The sequence below is a fragment of the [Empedobacter] haloabium genome (assembly GCA_008011715.2).
Classification (GTDB): Bacteria; Pseudomonadota; Gammaproteobacteria; order Burkholderiales; family Burkholderiaceae_D; genus Rugamonas; species Rugamonas haloabia.
In genome coordinates this window covers 6,043,018-6,067,681 of record CP136508.1, presented here as the reverse complement: position 1 = coordinate 6,067,681, position 24,664 = coordinate 6,043,018, and the positions used below count along the sequence as shown (strand labels likewise).

The following is a 24,664-nucleotide window of genomic DNA, read 5'->3' as shown; positions in this document are numbered from 1 at the left end:
CAATCGCCACCGGCCTGCAGGGACGGGCGTCCCCGTCCCTGAACCACTGGTCAGCCCCGCAGCTTGGCAAACGCGGCCGCCATCGAACCGGCCATGGCCGGCTCGCGCGCCTGCGATTTCTGCTGCTGGCCCATGGCGCGGCGGTCGTTGCGGTCGCTCCGTTGTTCCGGCTTGGAGCCCGGCTGCGGTGCGCTGTCGGACAGACGCATCGTCAGCGCGATACGCTTGCGTTTCTCGTCCACTTCCAGCACCTTCACCTTGACGACCTGGCCGGCCTTGACGACCGTGTGCGGGTCTTTCACGAAGCTGGTCGACAGCGCCGAGATGTGCACCAGGCCATCCTGGTGCACGCCGATGTCGACAAACGCGCCAAAGGCCGCCACGTTGGTGACGACGCCTTCCAGGATCATGTCCGGGCGCAGGTCGCGAATGTCCTCCACGCCTTCCTTGAACGTGGCCGTGGTGAATTCCGGACGCGGGTCGCGGCCCGGCTTTTCCAGTTCCTTCAGGATGTCCGTCACCGTCGGCACGCCGAATTTTTCATCCGCGTACTTGGCCGGGTTGAGCGTCTTTAATACGGACGTGGCGCCGATCACGCCCTTGATGTCCTTCTTGATGTCGGCCAGGATCTTCTCGACCACCGGATACGATTCCGGGTGCACGGCCGAGGCGTCCAGCGGGTTGTCGCCGTTCATCACGCGCAGGAAGCCGGCCGCCTGCTCGAAGGTCTTGTCGCCCAGGCGCGGTACTGCCTTCAGCGCGGCGCGCGAGGTGAACGCGCCCTTCATGTCGCGGTAGTTGACGATGCTTTGCGCCACGCTGGCCGAGAGGCCGGACACGCGCGCCAGCAGCGGCGCCGAGGCCGTGTTGACGTCCACGCCGACCGCGTTGACGCAGTCCTCGACCACCGCGTCCAGCGTACGCGCCAGTTGCGACTGGCTGACGTCGTGCTGGTACTGGCCCACGCCGATCGATTTCGGGTCGATTTTCACGAGCTCGGCCAGCGGGTCCTGCAGGCGGCGCGCGATCGAGACGGCGCCGCGGATCGACACGTCCAGGTCGGGCAGCTCGCGCGACGCGAATTCCGAGGCCGAGTACACGGAGGCGCCTGCTTCGGAGACGACGATCTTGGTCAACTTCAGTTCGGGGCGGCGCTTGATCAGGTCCTGCGCCAGCTTGTCCGTCTCGCGCGACGCGGTGCCGTTGCCGATCGAAATCAAGGACACATTGTGCTTGGCCGCCAGCTGGCCCAGGGTGTGCAGCGTGCCTTCCCAGTCGTTGCGTGGCTGGTGGGGATAAACCGTCGCGGTATCGACAACCTTGCCGGTGGCATCGACCACCGCCACTTTCACGCCGGTGCGCAGGCCCGGGTCCAGGCCCATCGTCGCGCGCGGGCCCGCTGGCGCGGCCAGCAGCAGCGCTTTCAGGTTCGTCGCGAAGACGTTGATGGCGTCCAGCTCGGCCTTTTCGCGCAGCGCGCCCATCAGCTCGCTTTCCAGGTGCATGAAGCTCTTCACGCGCCAGGTCCAGCGCACGGTATCCGACAACCACTTGTCGGCCGGGCGGCCGGCGGACTTGATGCCGAAATGCGCGGCGATGCGGCTTTCGCACGGGTTGTGCGGCGCGTCCCACTTCGGTTTTTCCGCTTCGCTGTCCAGGCGCAAGGTCACGTCCAGCACGCCTTCACGACGGCCGCGCAACAGTGCCAGCGCGCGGTGCGACGGCACGGCGGCCAGCGGTTCCGAATAATCGAAGTAGTCGGCGAATTTCTCGCCTTCTTCCTGTTTGCCTTCGACCACTTTCGATTCCACCACGCCATGGTCCTGCACGTACTCGCGCAGCGCTTGCAGCAGGTTGGCGTCCTCGGCGAAGCGTTCCATCAGGATCTGGCGGGCGCCGTCCAGCGCGGCTTTGGTGTCCGCCACGCCAGCATTGTTGCCGTCTGGCGTCGTAAACGCCTCACGCAGGCACTTGCCGGCCTCGGTTTCGGGATTCAAGGTCGGGTCGGCCAGCAGGCTGTCGGCCAGCGGCGCCAGGCCCGCTTCGATCGCGATCTGCGCCTTGGTGCGGCGCTTCTGCTTGTACGGCAGGTACAGGTCTTCCAGGCGGGTCTTGTCTTCCGCATGCATGACCGCGTCCAGCAGGGCCGGCGTCATCTTGTTCTGTTCGGTGATCGACGCGACGATCGCGGCGCGGCGGTCTTCCAGCTCGCGCAGGTAGCGCAGGCGCTCTTCCAGCAGGCGCAGCTGGATGTCGTCCAGGCCGCCGGTGGCTTCCTTGCGGTAACGGGCGATAAAGGGCACGGTGGCGCCCTCGTCCAGCAGGGCGATGGCGGCGGCCACCTGGGCCGGTTTGGCGGCCAGCTCGGCGGCCAGGCGTTGTTCGATTGAAGGCAGCATGTGATCACTTTCCAGGCAGACAAGCGCGGAATGATACCCGCTCCATGTGGCGGCGCCAGTCTTGACACCAGAAAAGGACTGTGCCACGCCCCACTAAGTTAGAACTTTCACAAACACAAAAACCCTGTTGGCGGATAATATTGCGTGTTGCTGTTTTTGAACCGTCTCAATACGACATGCGCCAAATGGATTTGACCCGCGACGAAACCCGCGAAGTTCCCGCTGCTCCCGCCGCCCCGGCCCACCAGCCGGCGACGCAGCTGCCCTATGCCGTGGCCACCTGGCTGCAGCGTGTTGACGCAGCCGCGCATCCGAAGGCGAAACTCGTGCCGGCCGACCCGGATCCGAAACAGACCAGCTACCGGCTGATCTACGTGCTGGCGCCCACCTCGGGCGGGCGCCACGTGGCGTTGTGCCTGTACAAGGCGCGCCTGCGGCCGAACGGCGACGTGGCCGCCGCCAGCCCCGTCAACGAAGTGTTTTCCCTGCTGTCGGCGCCGCCCGCCTTCCTGGAACCGGGCGACGAGGACTTGGTGCGCTTCTTTGTTGCCATGCGCACGGGGCCGAATTCGCAGACCGGCAGCGCGACGGAACCGCGCGGCAAGATCGGCGCGGCGCTCTTGCAGATGCTGTCCGAACAGGAAAAGTTATTGTGGGCAAATTCCTGGGCGGACGTGGGCAACGGCCTCGTCTATCCAATGAAGGCGGGCCCGCAACGCACGGCCAACCTGGCCTGGCGCGAGGAGGGCAAGGGATTACGGCTGGGCTGGAAGGTGGAGGCCCCGGAAGGCAGCCGCAACGCCGGCGCCGACCAGATCGACTACATGCTGCCGACGGAACCGCCGTGGTACATCGACAACCTGTCGTGCGGCGTGCTGCACCTGAACCAGGGCGGCGCGCAGATTCCGCTGGCCGACCTGCAGGCACTGGTGGCCCAGGCGCCGCTGCTGATGCCGAACGACAAGATGCGCGTGTCGCAATTGCTGCTGGCGCATGGCCTGCAGCAACTGATGCCGCTGCCGCAACCGCTGCCGCAGCGCCTGCGCGACGACGTCAAGCCGCGCCCGATCCTCGTGCTCGATTCGGCCCAGCTGGCCGATGGCGCCGCGCAGCGCTGGCACGACTATGCGGTGCTGTCGTATGACTACGACGGCGAGCGCGTCTCCTTCGACCCGTCGCAGCGCGTGGTGCGCCAGCGCGGGGAAGTCACGGAAATCATCCAGCGCGACGAGGCAGCCGAGGCCGCCGCGCTGGAAACGCTGACGGACCTGGGCTTCCGCAAGCCGACGGCGCTGCCGCTGTCGAGCGTGCGCGGCGGCCTGCTGCTGGCCAACCAGGCCGACTGGATTCGTTTTGCCGAGTTCGGCATCGAGCAATTGGTGGCGGAAGGCTGGCAGGTCGAGAAGACGTCGAAATACCGCTACGAAATGACCAGCGTGGACGACTGGTATGCCGAGGTGGAAGAAGAGGGCCCCGAGACGGGCAACGCCTGGTTCGAACTGGAACTGGGTATCACTGTCGAGCAGGAACGCATCCCGCTGCTGCCGGTGCTGGTGCAGATGATCCGCAATATGCCGAACGACTTCAGCCCGAAAGCGCTGGCGCTGCATGGCGAGACGGACCAGATGCTGGCCACCTTGCCGAACGGCAAACGCGTGGCGCTGCCGTGGCAGCGCATCAAGCCGATCCTGGCGACGTTGGGCGAGCTCTACTTCAACGACAAGATCCGCCACGCCGTGCGCATGGCCACCCTGGACGCGGCGCGCCTGGACGAGCTGGCGAAAAGCGGTGAATTCATCTGGACCGGCGGCGAGGAGCTGCGCGAGATGGGCCGCCGCCTGAACCAGTTCTCGTCCGTGAAACGAGTCGCTACCCCGGCCGGCCTGCAGGCGACCTTGCGCGATTACCAGACCGACGGTCTGTCCTGGATGCAGTTCCTGCGCGAGTATGGCCTGGCCGGCATCCTGGCCGACGACATGGGCCTGGGCAAGACCGTGCAGACCCTGGCGCATATCCTGGTGGAAAAAGAGTCGGGCCGCATGACGCACCCGACCCTCGTCATCGCGCCGACCAGCCTGATGGGCAACTGGCAGGACGAGGCGGCTCGTTTTGCGCCCGGCCTGAAAGTACTGCTGCTGCAAGGCAAGGACCGCGCCGAGCTGTTCGACAAGATCCCGGAAGCGGACCTGGTGCTGACGACGTACGCGCTGTTGCCGCGCGACGAGGAAAAGCTGCGCGAGCACGATTTCCACCTCGTCATCCTGGACGAATCGCACTACATCAAGAACACGCGCTCGAAAGCGGCGCAAAGCGCCGGCCTGCTGCGCGCCAAGCACCGGCTGTGCCTGTCGGGTACCCCGCTGGAAAACCACCTGGGCGAGCTGTGGTCGCAGTTCCACTTCCTGCTGCCGGGCCTCCTGGGCGACGAGAAATCGTTCAACACCCAGTTCCGTCACCCGATCGAGCGGCAGGACGATCCGGTGCGCCGCATGCTGTTGAATCGCCGCATCAAGCCGTTCCTGCTGCGCCGCACCAAGGACAGCGTGGCCAAGGAGCTGCCGCCGAAGACGGAGATGGTGCGCCGCGTCGAGCTGACGGGCGGCCAGCGCGACCTGTACGAAACGGTGCGCCTGGCAATGGACCAGAAGGTGCGCGAGGAGATCGACCGCAAGGGGGTGGCGCGCAGCCAGATCGTCATCCTGGAGGCGCTGTTGAAGCTGCGCCAGGTGTGCTGCGACCCGCGCCTGGTGAAAACGCTGTCGACGCGCAAGCAGCAGGCCGCCGGTTCGGCCAAGCTGACCGACCTGATGCAGATGCTGGAAGACCTGCTGGAAGAGAATCGCAAGATCCTGGTGTTCTCGCAGTTTACGTCGATGCTGGAGCTGATCGAGGAAGAGCTGGAAGCGCGCGACATCCCGTACGCGATCCTGACGGGCGAAACGCGCGACCGCGGCGCCCAGGTGGCCGCGTTCCAGCAGGGCGCCGTTCCCGTGTTCCTGATCAGCCTGAAGGCTGGAGGCGTCGGCCTGAATCTGACGGCGGCCGACACCGTCATCCATTACGACCCGTGGTGGAACCCGGCGGCCGAGAACCAGGCCACCGACCGCGCCTGGCGCATCGGCCAGGACAAGCCGGTGTTCGTCTACAAGCTGATCGCCAAGGGCACGCTGGAAGAGAAAATCCAGGTGCTGCAGCAGAAAAAGGCGGATTTGGCGCAATCCGTGCTGGCCGAAGGCGAGTCGCAGAAGATGGCACTGACGCAAGAGGACCTGCAACAGATCTTCGCGCCGCTGGTGGACTGAGATGGCGATGGGGCCGGACGAGTTCCGCCTGATGCTGGACTACAGCAGCGACGTCCACTGGATGGTCGACTGCCAGGCGGCGCGGGTGCTGTACGTCAGCCCGGCCGCCGGCCGCCTGCTGGGGCGCGAGCCGGCGCAGGTGCAAGCGATCGCGGATGCTTTGCTGGCGGATTTGCCGGCCCGGCTGGTGCGCTTCGAGCAGGGCGACGAGAGCCGCCGCACGGTGCGGCGCGAAACCGAGTTGGACGGGCGCGACGGCCCCGTCCCCGTCGAGATCGAATCGACCTTGGTGGCCACCGGCGCCGGCCTGCGCCTGGTCGGCGTGGTGCGCGACATCCGTCCGCGCCGCGCGCTGGCACAGCAGCAGAAAAAGTTCGCGTCGATGCTGAACCATGAGTTCCGCACGCCGCTGTCCACCATCGATGGCGCCATCCAGCGCCTGGAAATGACGCAGCAGCACGCGGACGAGGCCACGAAAAAGCGCTATCGCAAGATCCAGGAAGCGGTGGACCGGCTGTTGGCGATGATGGACGAGTACCTGTCACCCGAGCGAATGGAGAGTATCGGCCGGGCGCGGCAGGATGACACGATCGATCCCGCCGCCTTGCTGGAGGCGGTGGCGCAGGCCGCCCGGCAGCGGCGCCCGGCCATCACCGTGACCTGCGGCGACCTGCCGCGGCGCCTGCGTGCCGATCCCGCCGGCATGCGGCTGTGCCTGGAAGTGCTGCTGGACAATGCGATCAAATACACGCCGGCCGATGTCCCAATCCAACTCGTTGCCAGCAAGGCAAGCGAGGGCGGCGTAGAATTCGTCGTGTCCGACACGGGCCCGGCCATTCCAGCCGACGAGTTGCCGCGCCTGTTCGACAAGGGCTTTCGCGGCCGCTCAGCTGCAGGAATTACGGGGTCCGGTTTGGGTTTATATATGGCAAAATCTATTGTCGAAGTGCACGGCGGAAACTTATCGGTTCACAATTTGCTGCAAAGCGGCAAAAACTTTCGGATTTGGCTGCCTATCGCTGTGTAAACCTTGCACCACCACGTTACCTCCGTGATAATCCTTCGACGTAGCGGAACAATTGTAAGAATGGCGCATCGATGACGCAATTACTGATCGTGGAAGACAACCTGGAATACGCCGAGGAAATGGCGGATTTCCTGACGGAGCTGGGACACGAAGTCAGCATTACGAACAATGCGGGGGAAATGTGGTCCGCGCTGAGCCAGGGCAATGTTGGCGTGGTCGTGCTCGACCTGGGCCTGCCGGACGAGGACGGCATCAACGTCATTCCGCGCATGCGCCAGCTGTATCCGCAGATCGGCCTGATCGTCCTGACGGGACGCGTCAATTTCGACAGCCGCATCATGGGCCTGCGCCTGGGCGCCGACCACTACCTGACGAAGCCGATCAAGTTCCCCGAACTGGCCGCCCACCTGGAAGCGCTGGATCGCCGCGTCGGTCCGCAGGAGCCGGTCCAAGTGCCGAGCAAGTGGACGCTGCGCCTGTCGGCCCGCCAGCTGGAGCTGCAGGGCCAGGCCATCACCTTGACGGAAAAAGAGTGTAACTTCCTGCACCTGCTGACGATCAATACTCGGCCGGTGCCGCGCCAGGTGATCGTCGCGGGCATCGGCGGCGATGATCCCGATGCGGGCCGCCGCGTCGACATGCTGGTCTACCGCCTGCGCAAGAAGGCCCGCTCCGGCCTGGGCCAGGATCTGCCGCTGCGCAGCGCCTACGGCGAAGGCTACAGCCTCTCCGCCAGCTTCAACCTGTCCTGAAAGATGAGGTCTACAATCGGGGTCTACAATCGGGGTCAGGTCTGGCAATCGGACATTTCATGTCCGATTGCCAGACCTGACCCCGGTTTTTAGCGGCGGACCTCAGCGGTTCCTCAGTTTTTCGCTTCGGCTGCCTGCTCGATCAGCTTGGCCACCTCGGCCGGGTGCGACGTCATCACGACGTGCGATGCGCCCGCCACTTCTACCGTTTTACGCGACTGCGCCCGTTCGGCCATGAATTTCAGCGCGGCCGGCGGGATGTTCTTGTCGGCCGTGCCGTAGACGAAGTACGACGGCACGTTTTTCCACGCCGGCGCGCCCGAGGCTTCCTTCAGTGCCGCCTCCGTGATGGGACGCTGACCCACCGCCATCAGCTTGGCCTTGGCGACCGGCACGTCGGCGGCGAACTGCTGCGGGAACTTGGCCTGGTCGATGTACAGGTCCTTGCCGCCATCTGGCAGGGTGACAGGCGCGGCCAAGGCGCCGCCCAGCGTGCCGCCGGGGTAGCGACCGGACAGTTCGAACGCGTTTTCGCCCGCTTCCGGTGCGAAGGCGGCCACGTAGACCAGGCCTTTGACGTTGGCGTTGCCCTGCGCCGCCGTGGTGATGACGGCGCCGCCATAGGAGTGACCGACCAGCACCACCGGGCCGTCGATGCCCTTGACGATGCTGGACACGACATCGGCATCGCCCTTCACGCTGCGCAGCGGATTGGCGGCAGCGACGACGCGGTAGCCGTCTTTCTGCAGGCGGGCGGACACGCCATCCCAGCTGGAAGAGTCGGCAAAGGCGCCATGTACCAGCACGACGGTGGGTTTCACGGCAGGGGCGGCGCTGGCGGAACCGATCAGGGCGGCGGCGACGGCGAGGGTGGCGATGGCTTTCATGATGTGTCCTTTCGTTGATGGTCGGTGGCGCCGCGCCGGGACCCGGTGCGTTGCGCTGCGATGAACGAATATTAAATAGCGCGCGATTGAATAGCAAGCGATATTTATGCAAACTCACTTTGCAGTTTTGCAAAGCGCTGCCATCATAAAAGGGGACAGAGTCGCACCGCTCCGTTATCATGACGGTTTCAGCACCTTCTTCAGCCATGGCCCGCCTGCCCCGCCTGATCGTCCCGTCCCAGCCCCATTACGTCATCCAGCGCGGCCTGAACGGCCAGCCCATCTTCCAGGACGACGAGGACTACACCACCTTCCTGGGCTGGCTGCGCACGGCCGCGCGCACCTACAAAGTGGCGATTCACGCCTACGTGCTGCTGCCGGACCAGCTGCAATTGCTGGTGACCCCGGCCGACGAAGGCGGCCTGGGCCAGATGATGCAGTGGCTGGGGCGTTACTACGTGCCGTACTACAACCAGAAATACGGCCGCGGCGGCACGCTGTGGCAGGGACGATACAAGACCTCCGTGATCGATCCCGACAATTTCCTGCTGATCTGCAGCCGTTACATGGAGTTCGGACCCGTGCGCGCGGGCCTGGCCGGGCGGCCGGAGGAGTACCCATGGTCGACTTATGCGCACCATGTCGGCGCCCGGCCGGACGGTATCGTCACCGACCATCCCGCCTATTGGTCACTGGGCAATACACCATTCCAGCGCGAGGCTGCCTATATCGAACTGGCCAACCAATACCTTTCCGCCGCCCAGGTCCAGGCCGTGGAAGCGGCTGTACTGAAGGGCTGGCCGTTGGGCTCGGACCAGTACAAGAGAACGCTGGAGCAGCGCGCCAAACGGCAGGTCCTGCCGGCAAAACGGGGCCGTCCTTTCAAGAAGACGCCAACCGAACGCGCAGGGTCATAGCGCAACTTTTCCGCAAAACCGGGGTCCGTCCCTGGTTTTTTTATGGCGGCATCCGCTCTGTCCCTATTTAAAATTCTGGCGGCACCAGTGTCAATTAATTCGACTCCGACCCTAATTGTTCTCGTTGAGTTTTTTTGTGCATTGCACTACTCTGGTTTTTCATTGCAAAAATCGGTACGGAGAATTCCATGGACGCGCAAGGTTTGTACGACCCAGCCAACGAACACGATGCCTGTGGCGTCGGTTTCGTCGCTCACATCAAAGGCAGCAAGAGCCATTCCATCGTCGAGCAGGGTCTGCAGATCCTGAAAAACCTCGACCACCGGGGCGCCGTGGGTGCCGACAAGCTGATGGGCGACGGCGCCGGCATCCTGATCCAGATTCCCGACCAGTTCTACCGCGACGAGATGGCCAAGCAGGGCGTCGAGCTGCCGCCGCCGGGCGAGTATGGCGTCGGCATGGTGTTCCTGCCGAAGGAGAATGCCTCGCGCATCGCCTGCGAGCAGGAGATCGAGCGTGCCGTGCGCATCGAAGGCCAGGTCGTGCTGGGCTGGCGTAACGTGCCGATCGACAGCGAAATGCCGATGTCGCCGCTGGTGCGCGCCAAGGAACCCGTCATTCGCCAGATCTTCATCGGCCGCGGCCCGGACATCATGGTGACGGACGCGCTGGAACGGAAGCTGTACGTGATCCGCAAGTCGTCCGGCCACGCGATCCAGGCCTTGAAGCTGATCCACGGCAAGGAATTCTTCGTGCCGTCGATGTCGGCCCGTACCGTCGTCTATAAAGGCCTGCTGCTGGCGGACCAGGTCGGCGTCTACTACAAGGACCTGCAGGACGTGCGCTGCGTCTCCGCGCTGGCGCTGGTGCACCAGCGCTTCTCCACCAATACCTTCCCGGAATGGCCGCTGGCCCACCCGTACCGCCTGATCGCGCACAACGGCGAGATCAACACCGTCAAAGGCAACTTCAACTGGATGCGCGCCCGCGAAGGCGTCATGAAGTCGGCCGTGCTGGGCGACGACCTGCAGAAGCTGTTCCCGTTGATCTATGAAGGCCAGTCGGACACGGCGTGCTTCGACAACGCCCTGGAACTGCTGCTGATGGCGGGCTATCCGCTGGCCCAGGCGATGATGATGATGATCCCGGAGGCCTGGGAAAATCACAGCACGATGGACGACAATCGCAAGGCGTTCTACGAATATCACGCCGCGATGATGGAACCATGGGACGGCCCGGCCGCCATGGCCTTCACCGACGGACGCTACATCGGCGGTACCCTGGACCGCAATGGCCTGCGTCCGGCCCGTTACATCGTGACCGATGACGACCTGGTCGTGATGGCCTCCGAATCGGGCGTGCTGCCGATTCCGGAATCGAAGATCATCCAGAAATGGCGCCTGCAGCCGGGCAAGATGTTCCTGATCGACCTGGAAGCGGGCCGCATCATCGACGATAAAGAGCTGAAAGACACCTACGCCAACGCCAAGCCGTACAAGGCATGGATCAACGCGGTGCGCATCAAGCTCAACGCTTTGAAACTGTCGGAAAGCCAGCTGCAGCACAATGTGGCGAAGTACGCCGGCAGCGCGCAAGGCGAGAAGCAGCCGGCCGCGCTGCTGGACCGCCAGCAGGCGTTCGGCTATACGCAGGAAGACCTGCGCTTCCTGCTGGCGCCGATGGCCGTCAATGGCGAGGAAGCCGTGGGCTCGATGGGCAACGACTCGCCGCTGGCCGTCATGTCCAACAAGCTCAAACCCCTGTACAACTACTTCAAGCAGCTGTTCGCCCAGGTGACGAACCCGCCGATCGACCCGATCCGCGAAGCGATGGTGATGTCGCTGGTGTCGTTCATCGGTCCGAAACCGAACCTCCTGGACACCAACAACGTCAACCCGCCGATGCGCCTGGAAGTGTCGCAGCCGGTGCTGTCGTTCGACGATATGGAGCGCCTGCGCCACATCGGCCAGCACACGGGCGGCAAGTTCAAGTCGTATGAGCTGTCGATCTGCTATCCGCTGGCCTGGGGCAAGGAAGGCGTGGAGGCGTCGCTGGCCTCGCTGTGCGCGGAAGCTGTCGATGCCATCAAGTCCGGCCACAACATCCTGATCGTGTCCGACCGCGCCATCTGCGCCGACCGCGTGGCGATCCCCGCGCTGCTGGCAACGTCGGCGATCCACCAGCATCTGGTCAGCAAAGGCCTGCGTGCCTCGACCGGCCTGGTGGTCGAGACCGGCTCCGCACGGGAGACGCACCACTTCGCCCTGCTGGCCGGCTACGGCGCCGAAGCCGTGCACCCGTACCTGGCGATGGAAACGCTGGCCGACCTGGCCCATGCGCTGCCGGGCAACCTGACGCCGGAGCAGGCCATCTACAACTACACCAAGGCGGTCGGCAAGGGCCTCTTGAAGGTGATGTCGAAGATGGGCATCTCCACCTATATGTCGTACTGCGGCGCGCAGATCTTCGAGGCCGTCGGCCTGAACAAGTCGGTCGTCGACAAGTACTTCAAGGGCACCGCGTCGAACGTGGAAGGCATCGGCCTGTTCGAAGTGGCCGAGGAAGGCCTGCGCCTGCACAACCTGGCGTTCGGCAACGACCCCGTGCTGGCCGAGTCGCTGGACGCGGGCGGCGAATACGCGTACCGCGTGCGCGGCGAAGACCACCTGTGGACGCCGGATGCGATCGCCAAGCTGCAGCACTCGACCCGCGCCAACAACTACTCCACGTATAAAGAGTACGCGCAGATCATCAACGACCAGAGCCGCCGTCACCTGACCCTGCGCGGCCTGTTCGAATTCAAGATCGACCCGAGCAAGGCGATTCCGCTGGACGAGGTGGAGCCGGCGAAAGAGATCGTCAAGCGCTTCGCCACCGGCGCCATGTCGATGGGCTCGATCTCCACCGAAGCCCACGCCACTCTGGCGATCGCGATGAACCGCATCGGCGGCAAGTCGAACACGGGTGAGGGCGGCGAAGACCCGAACCGCTTCGTCAATGAACTGAAGGGCATCCCGATCAAGCAGGGCGCGACGATGGCGTCCGTGATCGGCAAGGACCAGGTGGTGGTCGACATTCCGCTGCGGGAAGGCGATTCGCTGCGTTCGCGCATCAAGCAGGTCGCGTCCGGCCGGTTCGGCGTCACGGCCGAATACCTGAACTCGGCCGACCAGATCCAGATCAAGATGGCGCAGGGCGCAAAGCCGGGCGAGGGCGGCCAGCTGCCCGGTCACAAGGTGTCCGGCTATATCGCCACCTTGCGCTTCGCCGTGCCAGGCGTCGGCCTGATTTCGCCGCCGCCGCACCACGACATCTACTCGATCGAAGACCTGGCGCAGCTGATCCACGACCTGAAGAACGTCAATCCGCGCGCGTCGATCTCGGTAAAACTGGTGTCCGAAGTGGGCATCGGTACGGTCGCCGCCGGCGTGTCGAAAGCCAAGGCCGACCACGTGGTGGTCGCCGGCCATGACGGCGGCACGGGCGCGTCGCCGCTGTCGTCCGTCAAGCATGCCGGCACGCCGTGGGAGTTGGGTCTCGCCGAGACCCAACAAACCCTGGTGCTGAACGGCCTGCGCAACCGCATCCGCGTGCAGGCCGACGGCCAGATGCGCACGGGCCGCGACGTCGTCATCGCCGCGCTGCTGGGTGCGGACGAGATCGGCTTTGCCACGGCGCCGCTGGTGGTCGAGGGCTGCATCATGATGCGCAAGTGCCACCTGAACACCTGCCCGGTCGGCGTTGCCACGCAAGACCCGGAACTGCGCGCCAAGTTCCAGGGCAAGCCGGAGCACGTCGTCAACTACTTCTTCTTCGTGGCCGAGGAAGCGCGCCAGCTGATGGCACAACTGGGCATCCGCACGTACAACGAGCTGATCGGCCGCTCCGACCTGCTGGACAAATCGAAGGCGATCACGCACTGGAAGGCGCAGGGCCTGGACTTCTCCGCGATCTTCTACCAGCCGAAGGTCAACGAGGGCCTGTGCGCGTACCACAACGAGGAGCAGGAACACGGCCTGGAAAAGGCGCTGGATCACAAGCTGATCGCGCAAGCCAAGCCGGCGCTGGAGAAGGGCGAACGTGTGTCGTTCATCTCGCCGGTGAAAAACCTGAACCGCACCGTGGGCACGATGCTGTCCGGCGAAGTGGCCAAGCGCTACGGCCATGCCGGCCTGCCGGACGACACGATCCACATCCAGCTGCAGGGCACGGCAGGCCAGTCGGCCTGCGCATTCCTGGCGCATGGCATCACGATCGACCTGGTCGGCGAAGGCAACGACTACGTGGGCAAGGGCCTGTCCGGTGGCCGCATCATCGTGCGGCCGAACACCGAGTTCCGTGGCTGGGCCGTCAACAACATCATCGTGGGCAACACCGTGCTGTATGGCGCGATTGCCGGCGAAGCCTTCTTCAACGGTGTCGCGGGCGAACGCTTTGCGGTGCGTAACTCGGGCGCCACGGCGGTGGTCGAGGGCCTGGGCGACCACGGCTGCGAATACATGACCGGCGGCACGGTGGTCGTGCTGGGCAATACGGGCCGCAACTTCGCGGCGGGCATGTCAGGCGGCATCGCCTACGTGTACGACCCGGATGGCGAATTCGAGAAGAAGTGCAACCTGTCGATGGTCAGCCTGGAAGAAGTGGTGCCGGCCGCCGAGCAGCACGTCGACAAGTCGACCTGGCACGCGCAGCACCGCGACGGCACGCCGGAAGCGGACGAGACGATCCTGAAGCGCCTGATCGAACGCCACTTCAAGCACACGGGCAGCACCCGCGCCCGCCTGTTGCTGGACAACTGGGTGGAAAGCCGTGGCAAGTTCGTCAAGGTCTTCCCGAACGAATACAAGCGCGCACTGGTGGAGATGGCCGACAACGCCGCCGTCGAAGCCGAAACGCAAGCCATCGCCGCGTAAGAAGGATAGAGAAAATGGGCAAAATCACCGGTTTCATGGAATTCCAGCGCCAGGAAGAGAGCTACCTGCCTCCCGAGTCGCGCCTGAAGAACTACAAGGAGTTCGTCCTCAAGCTGACGGACGAGCAGGCCAAGGTGCAGGGCGCGCGCTGCATGGATTGCGGCATCCCGTTCTGCAACACGGGCTGCCCCGTCAACAACATCATCCCGGACTGGAACGACCTGGTGTACCGCCAGCACTACCGCCAGGCGCTGGACGTGCTGCACTCGACCAACAACTTCCCCGAGTTCACGGGCCGCATCTGCCCGGCACCGTGCGAAAGTGCCTGTACCCTGGGGATCGGCGACGATCCCGTCGGCATCAAGTCGATCGAGCACAAGATCATCGACGAAGGCTGGGAGCACGGCTGGGTCAAGCCGCAGCCGCCGGAAGTCAAGACGGGCAAGACCGTCGCCATCATCGGTTCCGGCCCCGCCGGCCTGGCGGCCGCGCAGCAGCTGGCGCGCGCCGGCCACGACGTGACGGTGTTTGAAAAGGCGGACCGCGCCGGCGGCCTGCTGCGCTACGGCATCCCCGACTTCAAGCTGGAGAAGTCGCATATCGACCGCCGTATCGCGCAGATGGAAGCGGAAGGTGTGAAATTCCGCCTGTCCACGCTGGTGGGCAAGGATTTCCCAACCACCGTCAACAACTGGGCCAAGGAAACCATCTTCCCCGAGGACCTGCAGAAGGACTTCGACGCCGTGATCATCGCCGGTGGCGCGGAACAGCCGCGCGACCTGCCGGTGCCGGGCCGCGAGCTGAAGGGCGTGCACTTCGCGATGGACTTCCTGCCGCAGCAGAACAAGGTCAACGCGGGCGACAAGGTCAAGGACCAGATCAAGGCCACCGGCAAGCACGTCGTCGTCATCGGCGGCGGCGACACGGGCTCGGACTGCGTGGGCACGTCGAACCGCCATGGCGCAGCGTCCGTCACGCAGTTCGAATTGATGCCGATGCCGCCGGAACAGGAAAACAAGCCATTGGTCTGGCCGTACTGGCCGACGAAGCTGCGCACGTCGTCGTCGCACGAGGAAGGCTGCGAGCGCGACTGGGCCGTGGCGACGAAGCGCCTGGAAGGCAAGAACGGCAAAGTCGAAAAGCTGATCGCCTGCCGCGTCGAATGGAAGGACGGCAAAATGGCGGAAGTGCCGAACTCGGAATTCGAGATGAAGGCCGACCTGGTCCTGCTGGCAATGGGCTTCGTTTCTCCCGTGCAGCAGATGCTGGACGCCTTCGGCGTCGACAAGGACGCCCGCGGCAACGCCCGCGCCACGACGGACGGCGAAGCCAGCTACAAGACGAGCAAGGAAGGCGTCTTTGCCGCCGGCGACATCCGCCGCGGCCAGTCGCTGGTGGTGTGGGCGATCCGCGAAGGCCGCCAGTGCGCCCGCGCCGTCGACGAGTACCTGATGGGGCACTCCGTACTGCCGCGCTGAGCCGTAACTGAGGCGTCGCTAGCCTTATTAAAACCCTAGGCAGAAGCCGGGGTCAGACCCGTCGGGTGTATAGCCGGGACACATAGGTAACACATGTCGGGAGACATGGGTTACACATGAAATTGCATTTTACGTCACGGCCTTGAGGTCCAGCTCCATTACTTTGTGATGGCAGAACCGGACCTCAAGAAGGCCGTCGTTGTCAGGATCGGGCCTGATCGCGACCGGCTGTCCCTGCATGCCCTCTCCGATGTAGTGGCGTTGATTGGCATACGAGATGTAGCCCTTCGCATCGACCTTTCTCACAATATCGCTGGATAGGTACTCGATGGGCCGCAAGACACTGGGCAGTTCGCGTCCGCTGCGCTCATACCGTGTGATTGGCGGCTTCATGCCTAAAGCGTGGTGGGGGCGAAGTATGTTGTATTTGTTACGCCACTCATCGAAGGCCAACTGGCACTGAGCAATCGAACCGAAGCCGCGACGATCAAGCAGCTCTAGCTTTAGAGTGCGATGGAAGCGCTCATCTTTACCTTGCGTTTGGGGATGATACGGACGGCTATGGCTGATGCGGATACCGAGTCGAATGAGCCACACCTTGAGCTTTGTCAGCCCTTTGAGACCAGTACTTCCCCAAGGTGGACCGTTGTCAGCAGTAATTCGATCAGGCAGCCCGTAGCGCTCAAACGTCGCTTGCATCCCTGCCTGGACAGAGCTGAATCGCTCGTTAGAACAAGCGGTAAGGCAGACGCTATAGCGGGAATGGTCATCAAGGATAGTCAGCGCATGGCATCGCCCTGCGGCCTCTGTGGTCAGCCCGAAATGTCCTTTGAAGTCCATCTGCCAAAGCGAGTTCGGTAGGTCATGCTCGAAGCGTGTCGAGGCCAAATCCTGTTTAACCGGCGCCCCAATAACCTGGCAGCCATGGCGCTTTAAGATCGCGTCAACAGTGCTGTGGTGGGGGCGTGGCAGATGCTCGGGCAAGAGCTCACGCAGCTTGCGTGAGCCCCAGCATGGATTCTCCAAATGCAGGGCCAGCACCTGCAGCTCTAGTTCATCCGACGAGCTTGCAGGCGATGAGTGGGGTCTACGCGATTGCTCGAACAGCCCCTCGGCACCATGGTTGGCATATCGATCGAGCCATTTGTATGCAGTCTTTCGGCTGATTTGGAACGCCCGGCAGAGGGCAGCGATGTTAGCTTCCGGAGCTTGGGCGAGCATGACAAACTCGAGTCGGGACGACATAGTGGTGGACTCCTTCCAAGGCATTGCACGCTCCTGTTAGTTGCTTTGCAATGATCATAAAAGGTGTTACCTATGTCTCCCGACAAGTGTTACCTATGTCTCCCGCCCAAACACCCGTCGGGTCTGACCCCAGGTTCACGCTGCTGGGTTTCGTCAATGCTTGCGCTCTTCAAACGAAAGTCCGCCGAACTAACCTTTCGGCGGACTTTTTTTCATGTCGCATTGCAGCAATTTAACAAGTTTTGCTAAATGTAAATTGCTGACTTTTCGGTTATTAGTGTTGTATGATTCGCCTCTTAACTTGGGATCTCCCTGCCTCTTCCGAGGGGCCGCCAGCAGAGGCTCGCATTTCTGCATTACAATATAGCATTAAAAATAAAGAGTTTGTCCTGTGCCGAACCTCGTTGAAATCCGTGATTTGCACTTTTCCTATGGGAAGCGCGCCATTCTGGCGGGGCTCCATATGGATTTCCCGAAGGGGAAGGTAGTCGCCGTCATGGGCGGCTCCGGCAGTGGCAAAACGACTGTATTGCGTCTGATCGGCGGTCAACTGCGCCCAAAAACTGGCCAGGTGACGGTCGACGGCCAGGTTGTGCACAAGCTCAAGACGGCTGATTTGTACTTGCTGCGCCGCAAGATGGGCATGCTGTTTCAGCACGGCGCCTTGTTCACGGACTTGACGGTATTTGAAAACGTTGCCTTCCCATTGCGCGAGCACACCGACCTGCCGGAAGAGCTGATCCGCGACCTGGTGCTGATGAAGCTGCACGCGGTCGGCCTGCGCAACGCGGCCAGGTTGAAACCGGGCGAGATCTCGGGCGGCATGGCGCGCCGCGTCGCGCTGGCCCGTTCGATCGCGCTGGACCCGCAACTGATCATGTACGACGAGCCGTTCGCCGGCCTCGACCCGATCTCGATGGGTGTCACGGCCAACCTGATCCGCAATCTGAACGATGCGCTGGGTTCCACCAGCATCCTGGTGTCGCACGACGTCAAGGAATCGTTCCAGATCGCCGACTACGTTTATTTCCTGTCGCAGGGCAAGATCGTTGCCCACGGCACCCCGGCGGACATGATGGTATCGACCGACCCTTACGTTAAACAATTCGTGCACGCGGAGGCCGACGGCCCCGTGCCATTCCACTATCCCGGCAAGACGCTGGCCGAGGACCTGGGCCTGGGAGGCCGCGCATGATGGGTCGCAGCCTGCTGGCCGGTCTCGGCACCACCGTACGCGACTATGTCGAAAGCCTGGGTTATGCCACCCGCACCTTCTTCACGATGCTGGGCCTGTCTGGCGGCCTGCTGCGCCGGCCGCGCCTCATCGTCGAGCAACTGCACTTCATCGGTAACTATTCGCTGCTGATCATTACCTTGTCCGGCCTGTTCGTCGGCATGGTGCTGGGCCTGCAGGGCTATTACACGCTGAACAAATACGGCGCCTCCGAGTCGCTGGGTTTGCTGGTCGCGCTCGGTTTGACGCGTGAGCTGGGCCCCGTTATCACGGCGCTGCTGTTTGCCGGCCGCGCCGGCACGTCGTTGACGGCCGAGATCGGCCTGATGAAGGCGGGCGAACAGCTGTCGGCAATGGAAATGATGGCGGTCAATCCGATCCAGCGCGTGCTGGCGCCCCGGTTCTGGGCCGGTGTTGTTGCCGTGCCACTGTTGGCGTCGATGTTCAGCGCCGTCGGCATCTTTGGCGGCTACCTGGTCGGCGTCAAGCTGATCGGCGTGGACGCGGGCGCGTTCTGGTCGCAGATGCAGGCGGGCGTGGACCTGTGGAAGGACGTCTTCAACGGCTTCGTCAAGAGCGTCGTGTTCGGTATCGCCATCACGTTCATCGCCCTGTACCAGGGCTATGAGGCGCGCCCGACGCCGGAAGACGTGGCGGGCGCCACGACCCGTTCCGTCGTCATTTCGTCGCTGATGATCTGGTGGCTCGACTTCATGCTGACGGCGCTGATGTTCAGCCGTTGATTCCCCTTGCCGTATGTGCGCTACCGCTCAGTGCGGTACAGTAAAAACCTATAGGATTAGTTTTATGCAACGCAAATCTCTGGATGTCTGGGTCGGTCTCTTCATCGTGATCGGTGTGGCCGCGCTGATGTTCCTGGCACTGAAAGCAGGCAACAACAGCTCGTTCTCGCTGGCCAAAACGTATGAGATCACGGCCAAGTTCGACAATATCGGCAGCCTGCGACCACAAGCGGCCGTCAAGGCTTCCGGGGTGGTCGTGGGCCGTGTGGCGCAGATCGCGTTCGACGACAAGTCGTACAAGGCCGCCGTGACGCTGGAGATGGATTCGACGTACAAGTTTCCGAAGGACAGCTCGGCAAAGATCCTGACCTCGGGTCTGCTGGGCGAGCAGTACATCGGCATCGAGGCCGGTGGCGACGAAAAGAACCTGGTGGCTGGCGACAAGATCGCCCGCACCCAGTCCGCCGCCGTGCTGGAAGACCTGATCAACCAATTCATTTACAGCAAAGCCGCTGAAGGAAAGGACTCCAACTGATGAGCCGCAAAACCTCCGTGCTGCTGGCGCTGGCCGCCGCTGCCGCGCTGTCCGGCTGTGCCGTCGGCCCTGACAAGCGCGATCCGATGGAAAACTGGAACCGCGCCGTCTTCCAGTTCAACGACACCGTCGATACCTACGCCTTGAAGCCGGTCGCGACCGGCTACAAGAACGTGACGCCGGGCTTCGTGCAGACCGGCGTGTCGAACTTCTTCGGCAACCTGTCCGATGTCTGGAGCGCCGCCAACAACCTGTTGCAGGGCAAGGGCGCCGAAGGCATGTCGGACGTCATGCGCGTGGCGCTGAACTCCACCTTCGGCCTGTTGGGCGTGCTGGACATCGCCTCCGAGGCGGGGCTGCCGAAGCACAAGGAAGACTTCGGCCAGACGCTGGGCAAGTGGGGTGTGCAGTCCGGCCCGTTCGTGATGCTGCCGCTGCTGGGCCCGTCGACCCTGCGCGACACCGTCGGCCTGCCGCTGGACATGGCCGGCGACCCATGGGGTTACAAAGAACCTGTCAACGTGCGCAACATCGGTGCCGTTACCCGCGTAGTGGATCAGCGCGCCGCACTGCTGGACGCCTCGACGTTGCTGGAAGACGCCGCGCTGGACCGTTACGAGTTCCTGCGCGACGGCTACCTGCAGCGCCGCCAGAGCCAGGTGTACGACGGCGACGTACCGCAGCAATCGGACAAGGAAGAAAACGTGCCGGAGCAGCCGGTCGTCAATCCGACGGGCGCCGGCACGGGCACGTAACCGTTCGACTCAAAAAGCTACCTCAACTCAAGATAGGTAATACGAGACATGAAATTCATCAAGCAACTCATCGCCGCCGCCACCCTGGCCTTCGCCACCACGGGCTTCGCCGCTGCCCAGAACGCCAACGAAGCGCCGGACGCGCTGGTCAAGCGCATCAGTTCGGAGGTGCTGGCCACGGCCAAGGCCGACAAGGACATCCAGGCCGGCAATACCCGCAAGGTCATGGACCTGGTCGAAACGAAGATCCTGCCGTACGTCGACTTCGAGCGCATGACGGCGCTGGCTGCCGGCCGTTACTGGCGCGAAGCCACGCCGGAACAGAAGCGTCAGCTGTCGGCCGAATTCCGCACGCTGCTGATCTTCACGTACTCGGGCGCCCTGTCGCAGGTGCGTAACGAAACGATCGAATTCAAGCCGCTGCGCGCCGACCCGTCGGACCAGGAAGTGGAAGTGCGCTCGCAGGTCAACACGGCTCGCGGCGAGCCGATCCTGCTGAACTACCGCGTCGCCAAGACGCCGGCCGGCTGGAAGATCTACGACATCAACGTGCTGGGCGCCTGGCTGGTGGAAACCTACAAGGGCACCTTCAACACGGAGATCAGCAAGGGCGGCATCGACGGCCTGATCAAGACGCTGGCCGCGAAGAACAAGCAGCTGGCCAACAAGCCGCTGGCCACCGCCAAGAAATAAATCTGTTATTTCTGTTATGATTGGGGACTCGAGCAGTCCCCAATTCATTTTTGCACCGACATGGCCGATTCCGCCAACAACATGTTGTCCCTGACCGCGCTGACCGTGGATAACGCCACGGCCGCGCTGGAGCATGGCCTGGCCGCGATCGCCGCGGGCCAGACCGTGTTCGACCTGCGCAATGTGGTGGCGGTCGATTCGGCGGCCGTGTCCGTGATGCTGGCCTGGCAGCGCGCCGCCGCCAATGCCGGCGTCAAGCTGCAGCTGGTCAACCTGCCGGCCATCCTGAAAAGCCTTACCAAGCTGTATGGCGTCTGCGCCCTGGTATCTCCCCAGTTGTGCGATCAGCCGGCCCGCGACGTGTCCACGTCCGCCGAACTGCATCATCATTGACCCCCGCCTGAACCCCGCCCGGCCGGCATCCCGCGTTTTCGCAGGTCCGGCATAGTCTGACCGAAATTCCCCTATAATTGACCGTTACCGTTGCCAACTGAGCCACGGTGCCCGCTTCCCCGGCCTTCCAGCCGCCAAAAGCAACGGTCACGTTGCACTACCAAAAACGAACAAGCACGCATGACAGCAATCGAAATCAGCAATGTCGAGAAGCGCTACAAATCGCTCCAGGCACTGGGCGGCGTGTCGCTCTCGATCGAAGAAGGGGAGTTTTTCGGCCTGCTCGGGCCGAACGGCGCCGGCAAGACCACCCTCATTTCCATCATCGCGGGCCTGATCCGGGCCGATGCCGGCAGCGTGAAAATCCATGGCCATGACGTCGTCAGCGACTTTCGCGCCGCCCGTAGAAAACTGGGCGTGGTGCCGCAGGAGCTGGTGTTCGATCCGTTCTTCACGGTGCGCGAGACCTTGCGCCTGCAGTCCGGCTATTTCGGCCTGCCCAATAACGACCAGTGGATCGACGAGGTGATGCACAACCTCGATCTCACCAACAAGGCCGATACCAATATGCGCGCGCTGTCCGGCGGCATGAAGCGCCGCGTGCTCGTCGCCCAGGCGCTGGTGCACAAGCCGCCCGTGATCGTGCTGGACGAGCCGACGGCCGGCGTCGACGTCGAACTGCGCCAGACCCTGTGGAAGTTCATCTCGCGCCTGAACCGCGAAGGCCACACGGTGGTGCTGACGACGCACTACCTGGAGGAAGCGCAGGCCATGTGCAAGCGCGTGGCCATGCTCAAGTCGGGCAAGGTGGTGGCGCTGGACACGATGTCGGCGCTGATCCGCCGCATCTCCGGCTCGCAGCTGATCGTGCACATGAAGGAAGGCGACCTGCCGGCCGACATGCGCCACCTGATCACGCACCCGGAACCGACCGAGACGGGCCGCAAGTACAGCCTGCGCATCAACGACTACTCGGAGGTCGAGCAGATCCTGGCGCGCCTGCGCGCCAACGGCGTCGTCATCGACGAGATGCAGCTGCAGCAGGCCGACCTCGAAGACATCTTCCTGCAAATCATGGACAAGGGGGCACTGTGATGATCTCCACGGGCTTCCGCACCCTGGTATACAAGGAAACGCTGCGCTTCTACAAGGTGGCGACGCAGACGATCGCCGCGCCGATCCTGACCGCGATGCTGTACCTCCTGATCTTCGGCCACGTGCTGGAAGGGCGCGTCACCGTTTATCCTGGCGTCAGCTACACGGCCTTCCTGATCCCCGGCCTCGTGATGATGAGCGTGCTGCAGAATTCCTTCGCCAACTCGTCGTCGTCGCTGATCCAGTCGAAGATCACGGGCAACCTCGTGTTCGTGCTGCTCACGCCCCTGTCGCACTGGGAGATCTTCTCGGCCTACACGATTGCCGCGATGGTGCGCGGCATCTGCGTGGGCCTGGGCGTGTTCATCGTCACGGCCTGGTTCGCCCACATGAGCTTTGTCTGGCCGCTGTGGATCGCCGTGTTCGCCCTGCTGGGTGCCGCGATCCTGGGCACGATGGGCCTGATCGCCGGCATCTGGGCCGAGAAATTCGACCAGTTGGCCGCGTTCCAGAACTTCCTGATCATGCCGCTGACGTTCCTGTCCGGCGTGTTCTATTCGATCCACTCGCTGCCGCCATTCTGGCTGACCGTGTCGCACCTGAATCCGTTCTTTTACATGATCGACGGCTTCCGCTACGGCTTCTTCGGCCAGTCCGACATCAACCCCTGGACCAGCCTTGCCATCGTCTCCGCCTTCCTGGTGGTGCTGGCGTTGCTGGCGATCCGGCTGCTGCGCAGCGGCTACCGGCTGCGCCACTGAGGCGGCACTGAAGCACCACTAAGACATCACAGGACTCATCATGACCACGACCCCAGAAGCAATCCACGGCTACATCGCCGCCGGCCTCGAATGCACCCACCTGCAAGTGGAGGGCGACGGCCAGCACTTCCAGGCCGTCATCGTCTCGCCCGCGTTCGCGGGCAAGCGCCCGATCCAGCGCCACCAGCTGGTCTACGCGGCGCTGGGCGACCGCATGCGCGAGGAGATCCATGCGCTGTCGATGAAGACCCTGACCCCTGAAGAATTCGGAGGCTAAGCCATGGACAAACTGCTCATCACCGGTGGCAAGCGCCTGGTCGGCGACATCCAGATTTCCGGCGCCAAGAACGCGGCCCTGCCGATCCTGTGCGCGGGCCTGTTGACGGCCGGCGACCTGCAACTGGCCAACGTGCCGAACCTGCACGACGTGTCCACGATGCTGAAACTGCTGCGCCAGACCGGCCTGGCCGTCGAGCAGAACGGCGACAAGGTCGTCATGAACGGTGCGAAAATCGACAAGCTGGAAGCGCCGTACGAACTGGTCAAGACCATGCGCGCGTCGATCCTCGTGCTGGGACCCCTGCTCGCGCGTTTCGGCGAAGCCAAGGTGTCGCTGCCGGGCGGCTGCGCGATCGGCTCGCGTCCCGTCGACCAGCACATCAAGGGCCTGCAGGCGCTGGGCGCCGAGATCTCGATCGACGCCGGCTACATCTACGCCAAGGCGAAAAAACTGAAGGGCACCCGCGTCGTCACGGACATGATCACGGTGACGGGCACGGAAAACCTGCTGATGGCCGCCACCCTGGCCGAAGGCGAGACGGTGCTGGAGAACGCGGCCTGCGAGCCGGAAGTGACGGACCTGGCCAACCTGCTGGTGGCGATGGGCGCCAGGATCGACGGCATCGGCACGCACCGCCTGGTGATCCAGGGCGTGCCGGAACTGCATGGCGCGAGCCACACAGTGATCTCGGACCGCATCGAGGCTGCCACGTTCCTGTGCGCCGTGGCGGCCGCCGGCGGCGACATCACCATCCGCAACACCCGCGTCGACATCATGGACGCGGCGCTGGAGAAGTTGCGCGAGATGGGCCTGCGCCTGACGGTGGGCGACACCTGGATCCGCGCGCAGATGGACGCACGCCCGAAACCGGTCAGCTTCAGCACCACCGAATACCCGGGCTTCCCGACCGACATGCAGGCGCAGTTCATGGCCGTCAACACGATCGCCGAAGGCACCAGCATCGTCAAGGAGACGATCTTCGAGAACCGCTTCATGCACGTGCAGGAGATGAACCGCCTGGGCGCGGCGATCCAGACCGACGGCAACACCGCCGTCATCAAGGGCGTGCAGCAGCTGATCGGCGCGCCGGTGATGGCGACCGACCTGCGCGCCTCCGCCTCGCTCGTCATCGCCGGCCTGGCCGCCAAGGGCGAAACGCTGATCGACCGCATCTACCACCTCGATCGCGGCTACGACCGCATGGAAGTGAAGCTGTCCGCCGTCGGCGCCAACATCACCCGCATCAAGTAAGGCA

19 protein-coding genes are annotated in these 24,664 nt (G+C 63.6%); 16 read left to right on the top strand and 3 right to left on the bottom strand.

Going from position 1 to position 24,664, the window contains the following annotated elements; genetic code table 11:
* Positions 1 to 50 precede the first annotated feature (50 nt).
* On the bottom strand, positions 51 to 2,399 hold the full coding sequence (locus tag E7V67_026405; protein ID WUR13177.1) for a Tex family protein: 2,349 nt from the start codon (positions 2,397 to 2,399) through the stop codon (positions 51 to 53).
* Between the two features lie 185 nt (positions 2,400 to 2,584).
* On the opposite strand from E7V67_026405, the gene E7V67_026400 reads away from it, so the two are divergent.
* The 3 genes from E7V67_026400 (at position 2,585) to E7V67_026390 (ending at position 7,480) form a co-directional block, all read left to right on the top strand.
* On the top strand, positions 2,585 to 5,701 hold the full coding sequence (locus E7V67_026400; GenBank protein ID WUR13176.1) for a DEAD/DEAH box helicase: 3,117 nt from the start codon (positions 2,585 to 2,587) through the stop codon (positions 5,699 to 5,701).
* Positions 5,702 to 5,708: 7 nt separating this feature from the next.
* A complete protein-coding gene (locus E7V67_026395; protein ID WUR13175.1) occupies positions 5,709 to 6,728 on the top strand; it encodes a PAS domain-containing sensor histidine kinase in 1,020 nt (339 codons plus the stop codon).
* A 71-nt stretch (positions 6,729 to 6,799) separates the two neighbouring features.
* A complete protein-coding gene (locus tag E7V67_026390; GenBank protein ID WUR13174.1) occupies positions 6,800 to 7,480 on the top strand; it encodes a response regulator transcription factor in 681 nt (226 codons plus the stop codon).
* A gap of 113 nt (positions 7,481 to 7,593) precedes the next feature.
* On the opposite strand, the gene E7V67_026385 is transcribed toward E7V67_026390, so the two are convergent.
* Positions 7,594 to 8,367, bottom strand: coding sequence for an alpha/beta hydrolase (locus E7V67_026385; protein WUR13173.1), 774 nt, complete (start codon positions 8,365 to 8,367; stop codon positions 7,594 to 7,596).
* Between the two features lie 206 nt (positions 8,368 to 8,573).
* On the opposite strand from E7V67_026385, the gene E7V67_026380 reads away from it, so the two are divergent.
* The 3 genes from E7V67_026380 (at position 8,574) to E7V67_026370 (ending at position 15,675) form a co-directional block, all read left to right on the top strand.
* Positions 8,574 to 9,284, top strand: a complete 711-nt coding sequence (locus E7V67_026380) for a transposase (GenBank protein WUR13172.1) — start codon at positions 8,574 to 8,576, stop codon at positions 9,282 to 9,284.
* A 188-nt stretch (positions 9,285 to 9,472) separates the two neighbouring features.
* Entirely contained in the window at positions 9,473 to 14,197 is a 4,725-nt protein-coding gene (locus E7V67_026375; protein WUR13171.1) for a glutamate synthase-related protein, read from the top strand.
* 14 nt (positions 14,198 to 14,211) lie between these two features.
* On the top strand, positions 14,212 to 15,675 hold the full coding sequence (locus tag E7V67_026370; GenBank protein ID WUR13170.1) for a glutamate synthase subunit beta: 1,464 nt from the start codon (positions 14,212 to 14,214) through the stop codon (positions 15,673 to 15,675).
* A gap of 129 nt (positions 15,676 to 15,804) precedes the next feature.
* Here E7V67_026370 and E7V67_026365 read toward each other — a convergent pair whose 3' ends face one another.
* Positions 15,805 to 16,944 carry an IS481 family transposase gene (locus tag E7V67_026365; protein ID WUR13169.1) on the bottom strand — a complete coding sequence of 380 codons (1,140 nt, stop codon included), beginning with the start codon at positions 16,942 to 16,944 and terminating at the stop codon, positions 15,805 to 15,807.
* Between the two features lie 367 nt (positions 16,945 to 17,311).
* On the opposite strand from E7V67_026365, the gene E7V67_026360 reads away from it, so the two are divergent.
* The 10 genes from E7V67_026360 to murA all read left to right on the top strand — a co-directional run bounded on the left by E7V67_026360 (position 17,312) and on the right by murA (position 24,660).
* Positions 17,312 to 18,115 carry an ABC transporter ATP-binding protein gene (locus E7V67_026360; GenBank protein ID WUR13168.1) on the top strand — a complete coding sequence of 268 codons (804 nt, stop codon included), beginning with the start codon at positions 17,312 to 17,314 and terminating at the stop codon, positions 18,113 to 18,115.
* A complete protein-coding gene (mlaE, locus tag E7V67_026355) occupies positions 18,115 to 18,897 on the top strand; it encodes a lipid asymmetry maintenance ABC transporter permease subunit MlaE (protein WUR16350.1) in 783 nt (260 codons plus the stop codon). The genes E7V67_026360 and mlaE overlap by 1 nt, the downstream gene beginning before the upstream one ends.
* A gap of 64 nt (positions 18,898 to 18,961) precedes the next feature.
* Positions 18,962 to 19,432, top strand: coding sequence for an outer membrane lipid asymmetry maintenance protein MlaD (mlaD, locus tag E7V67_026350; protein WUR13167.1), 471 nt, complete (start codon positions 18,962 to 18,964; stop codon positions 19,430 to 19,432).
* Positions 19,432 to 20,187, top strand: coding sequence for a VacJ family lipoprotein (locus tag E7V67_026345; protein ID WUR13166.1), 756 nt, complete (start codon positions 19,432 to 19,434; stop codon positions 20,185 to 20,187). Before mlaD ends, E7V67_026345 begins: the two co-directional genes overlap by 1 nt.
* A 48-nt stretch (positions 20,188 to 20,235) precedes the next feature.
* The gene (locus E7V67_026340; protein ID WUR13165.1) at positions 20,236 to 20,880 is read left to right on the top strand and encodes an ABC transporter substrate-binding protein; all 645 of its coding nucleotides are present in this window, start codon (positions 20,236 to 20,238) and stop codon (positions 20,878 to 20,880) included.
* A gap of 60 nt (positions 20,881 to 20,940) precedes the next feature.
* A complete protein-coding gene (locus E7V67_026335) occupies positions 20,941 to 21,273 on the top strand; it encodes an STAS domain-containing protein (GenBank protein ID WUR13164.1) in 333 nt (110 codons plus the stop codon).
* Between the two features lie 180 nt (positions 21,274 to 21,453).
* Complete coding sequence (locus tag E7V67_026330; GenBank protein ID WUR13163.1) at positions 21,454 to 22,368, top strand: ABC transporter ATP-binding protein; 915 nt, start codon at positions 21,454 to 21,456, stop codon at positions 22,366 to 22,368.
* On the top strand, positions 22,368 to 23,129 hold the full coding sequence (locus tag E7V67_026325; protein ID WUR16349.1) for an ABC transporter permease: 762 nt from the start codon (positions 22,368 to 22,370) through the stop codon (positions 23,127 to 23,129). Before E7V67_026330 ends, E7V67_026325 begins: the two co-directional genes overlap by 1 nt.
* 40 nt (positions 23,130 to 23,169) lie before the next feature.
* Positions 23,170 to 23,406: a BolA family protein gene (locus E7V67_026320; protein WUR13162.1), complete on the top strand. Its 237-nt coding sequence runs from the start codon at positions 23,170 to 23,172 to the stop codon at positions 23,404 to 23,406.
* Positions 23,407 to 23,409: 3 nt separating this feature from the next.
* Complete coding sequence (murA, locus tag E7V67_026315) at positions 23,410 to 24,660, top strand: UDP-N-acetylglucosamine 1-carboxyvinyltransferase (GenBank protein WUR13161.1); 1,251 nt, start codon at positions 23,410 to 23,412, stop codon at positions 24,658 to 24,660.
* Positions 24,661 to 24,664: the final 4 nt, after the last annotated feature.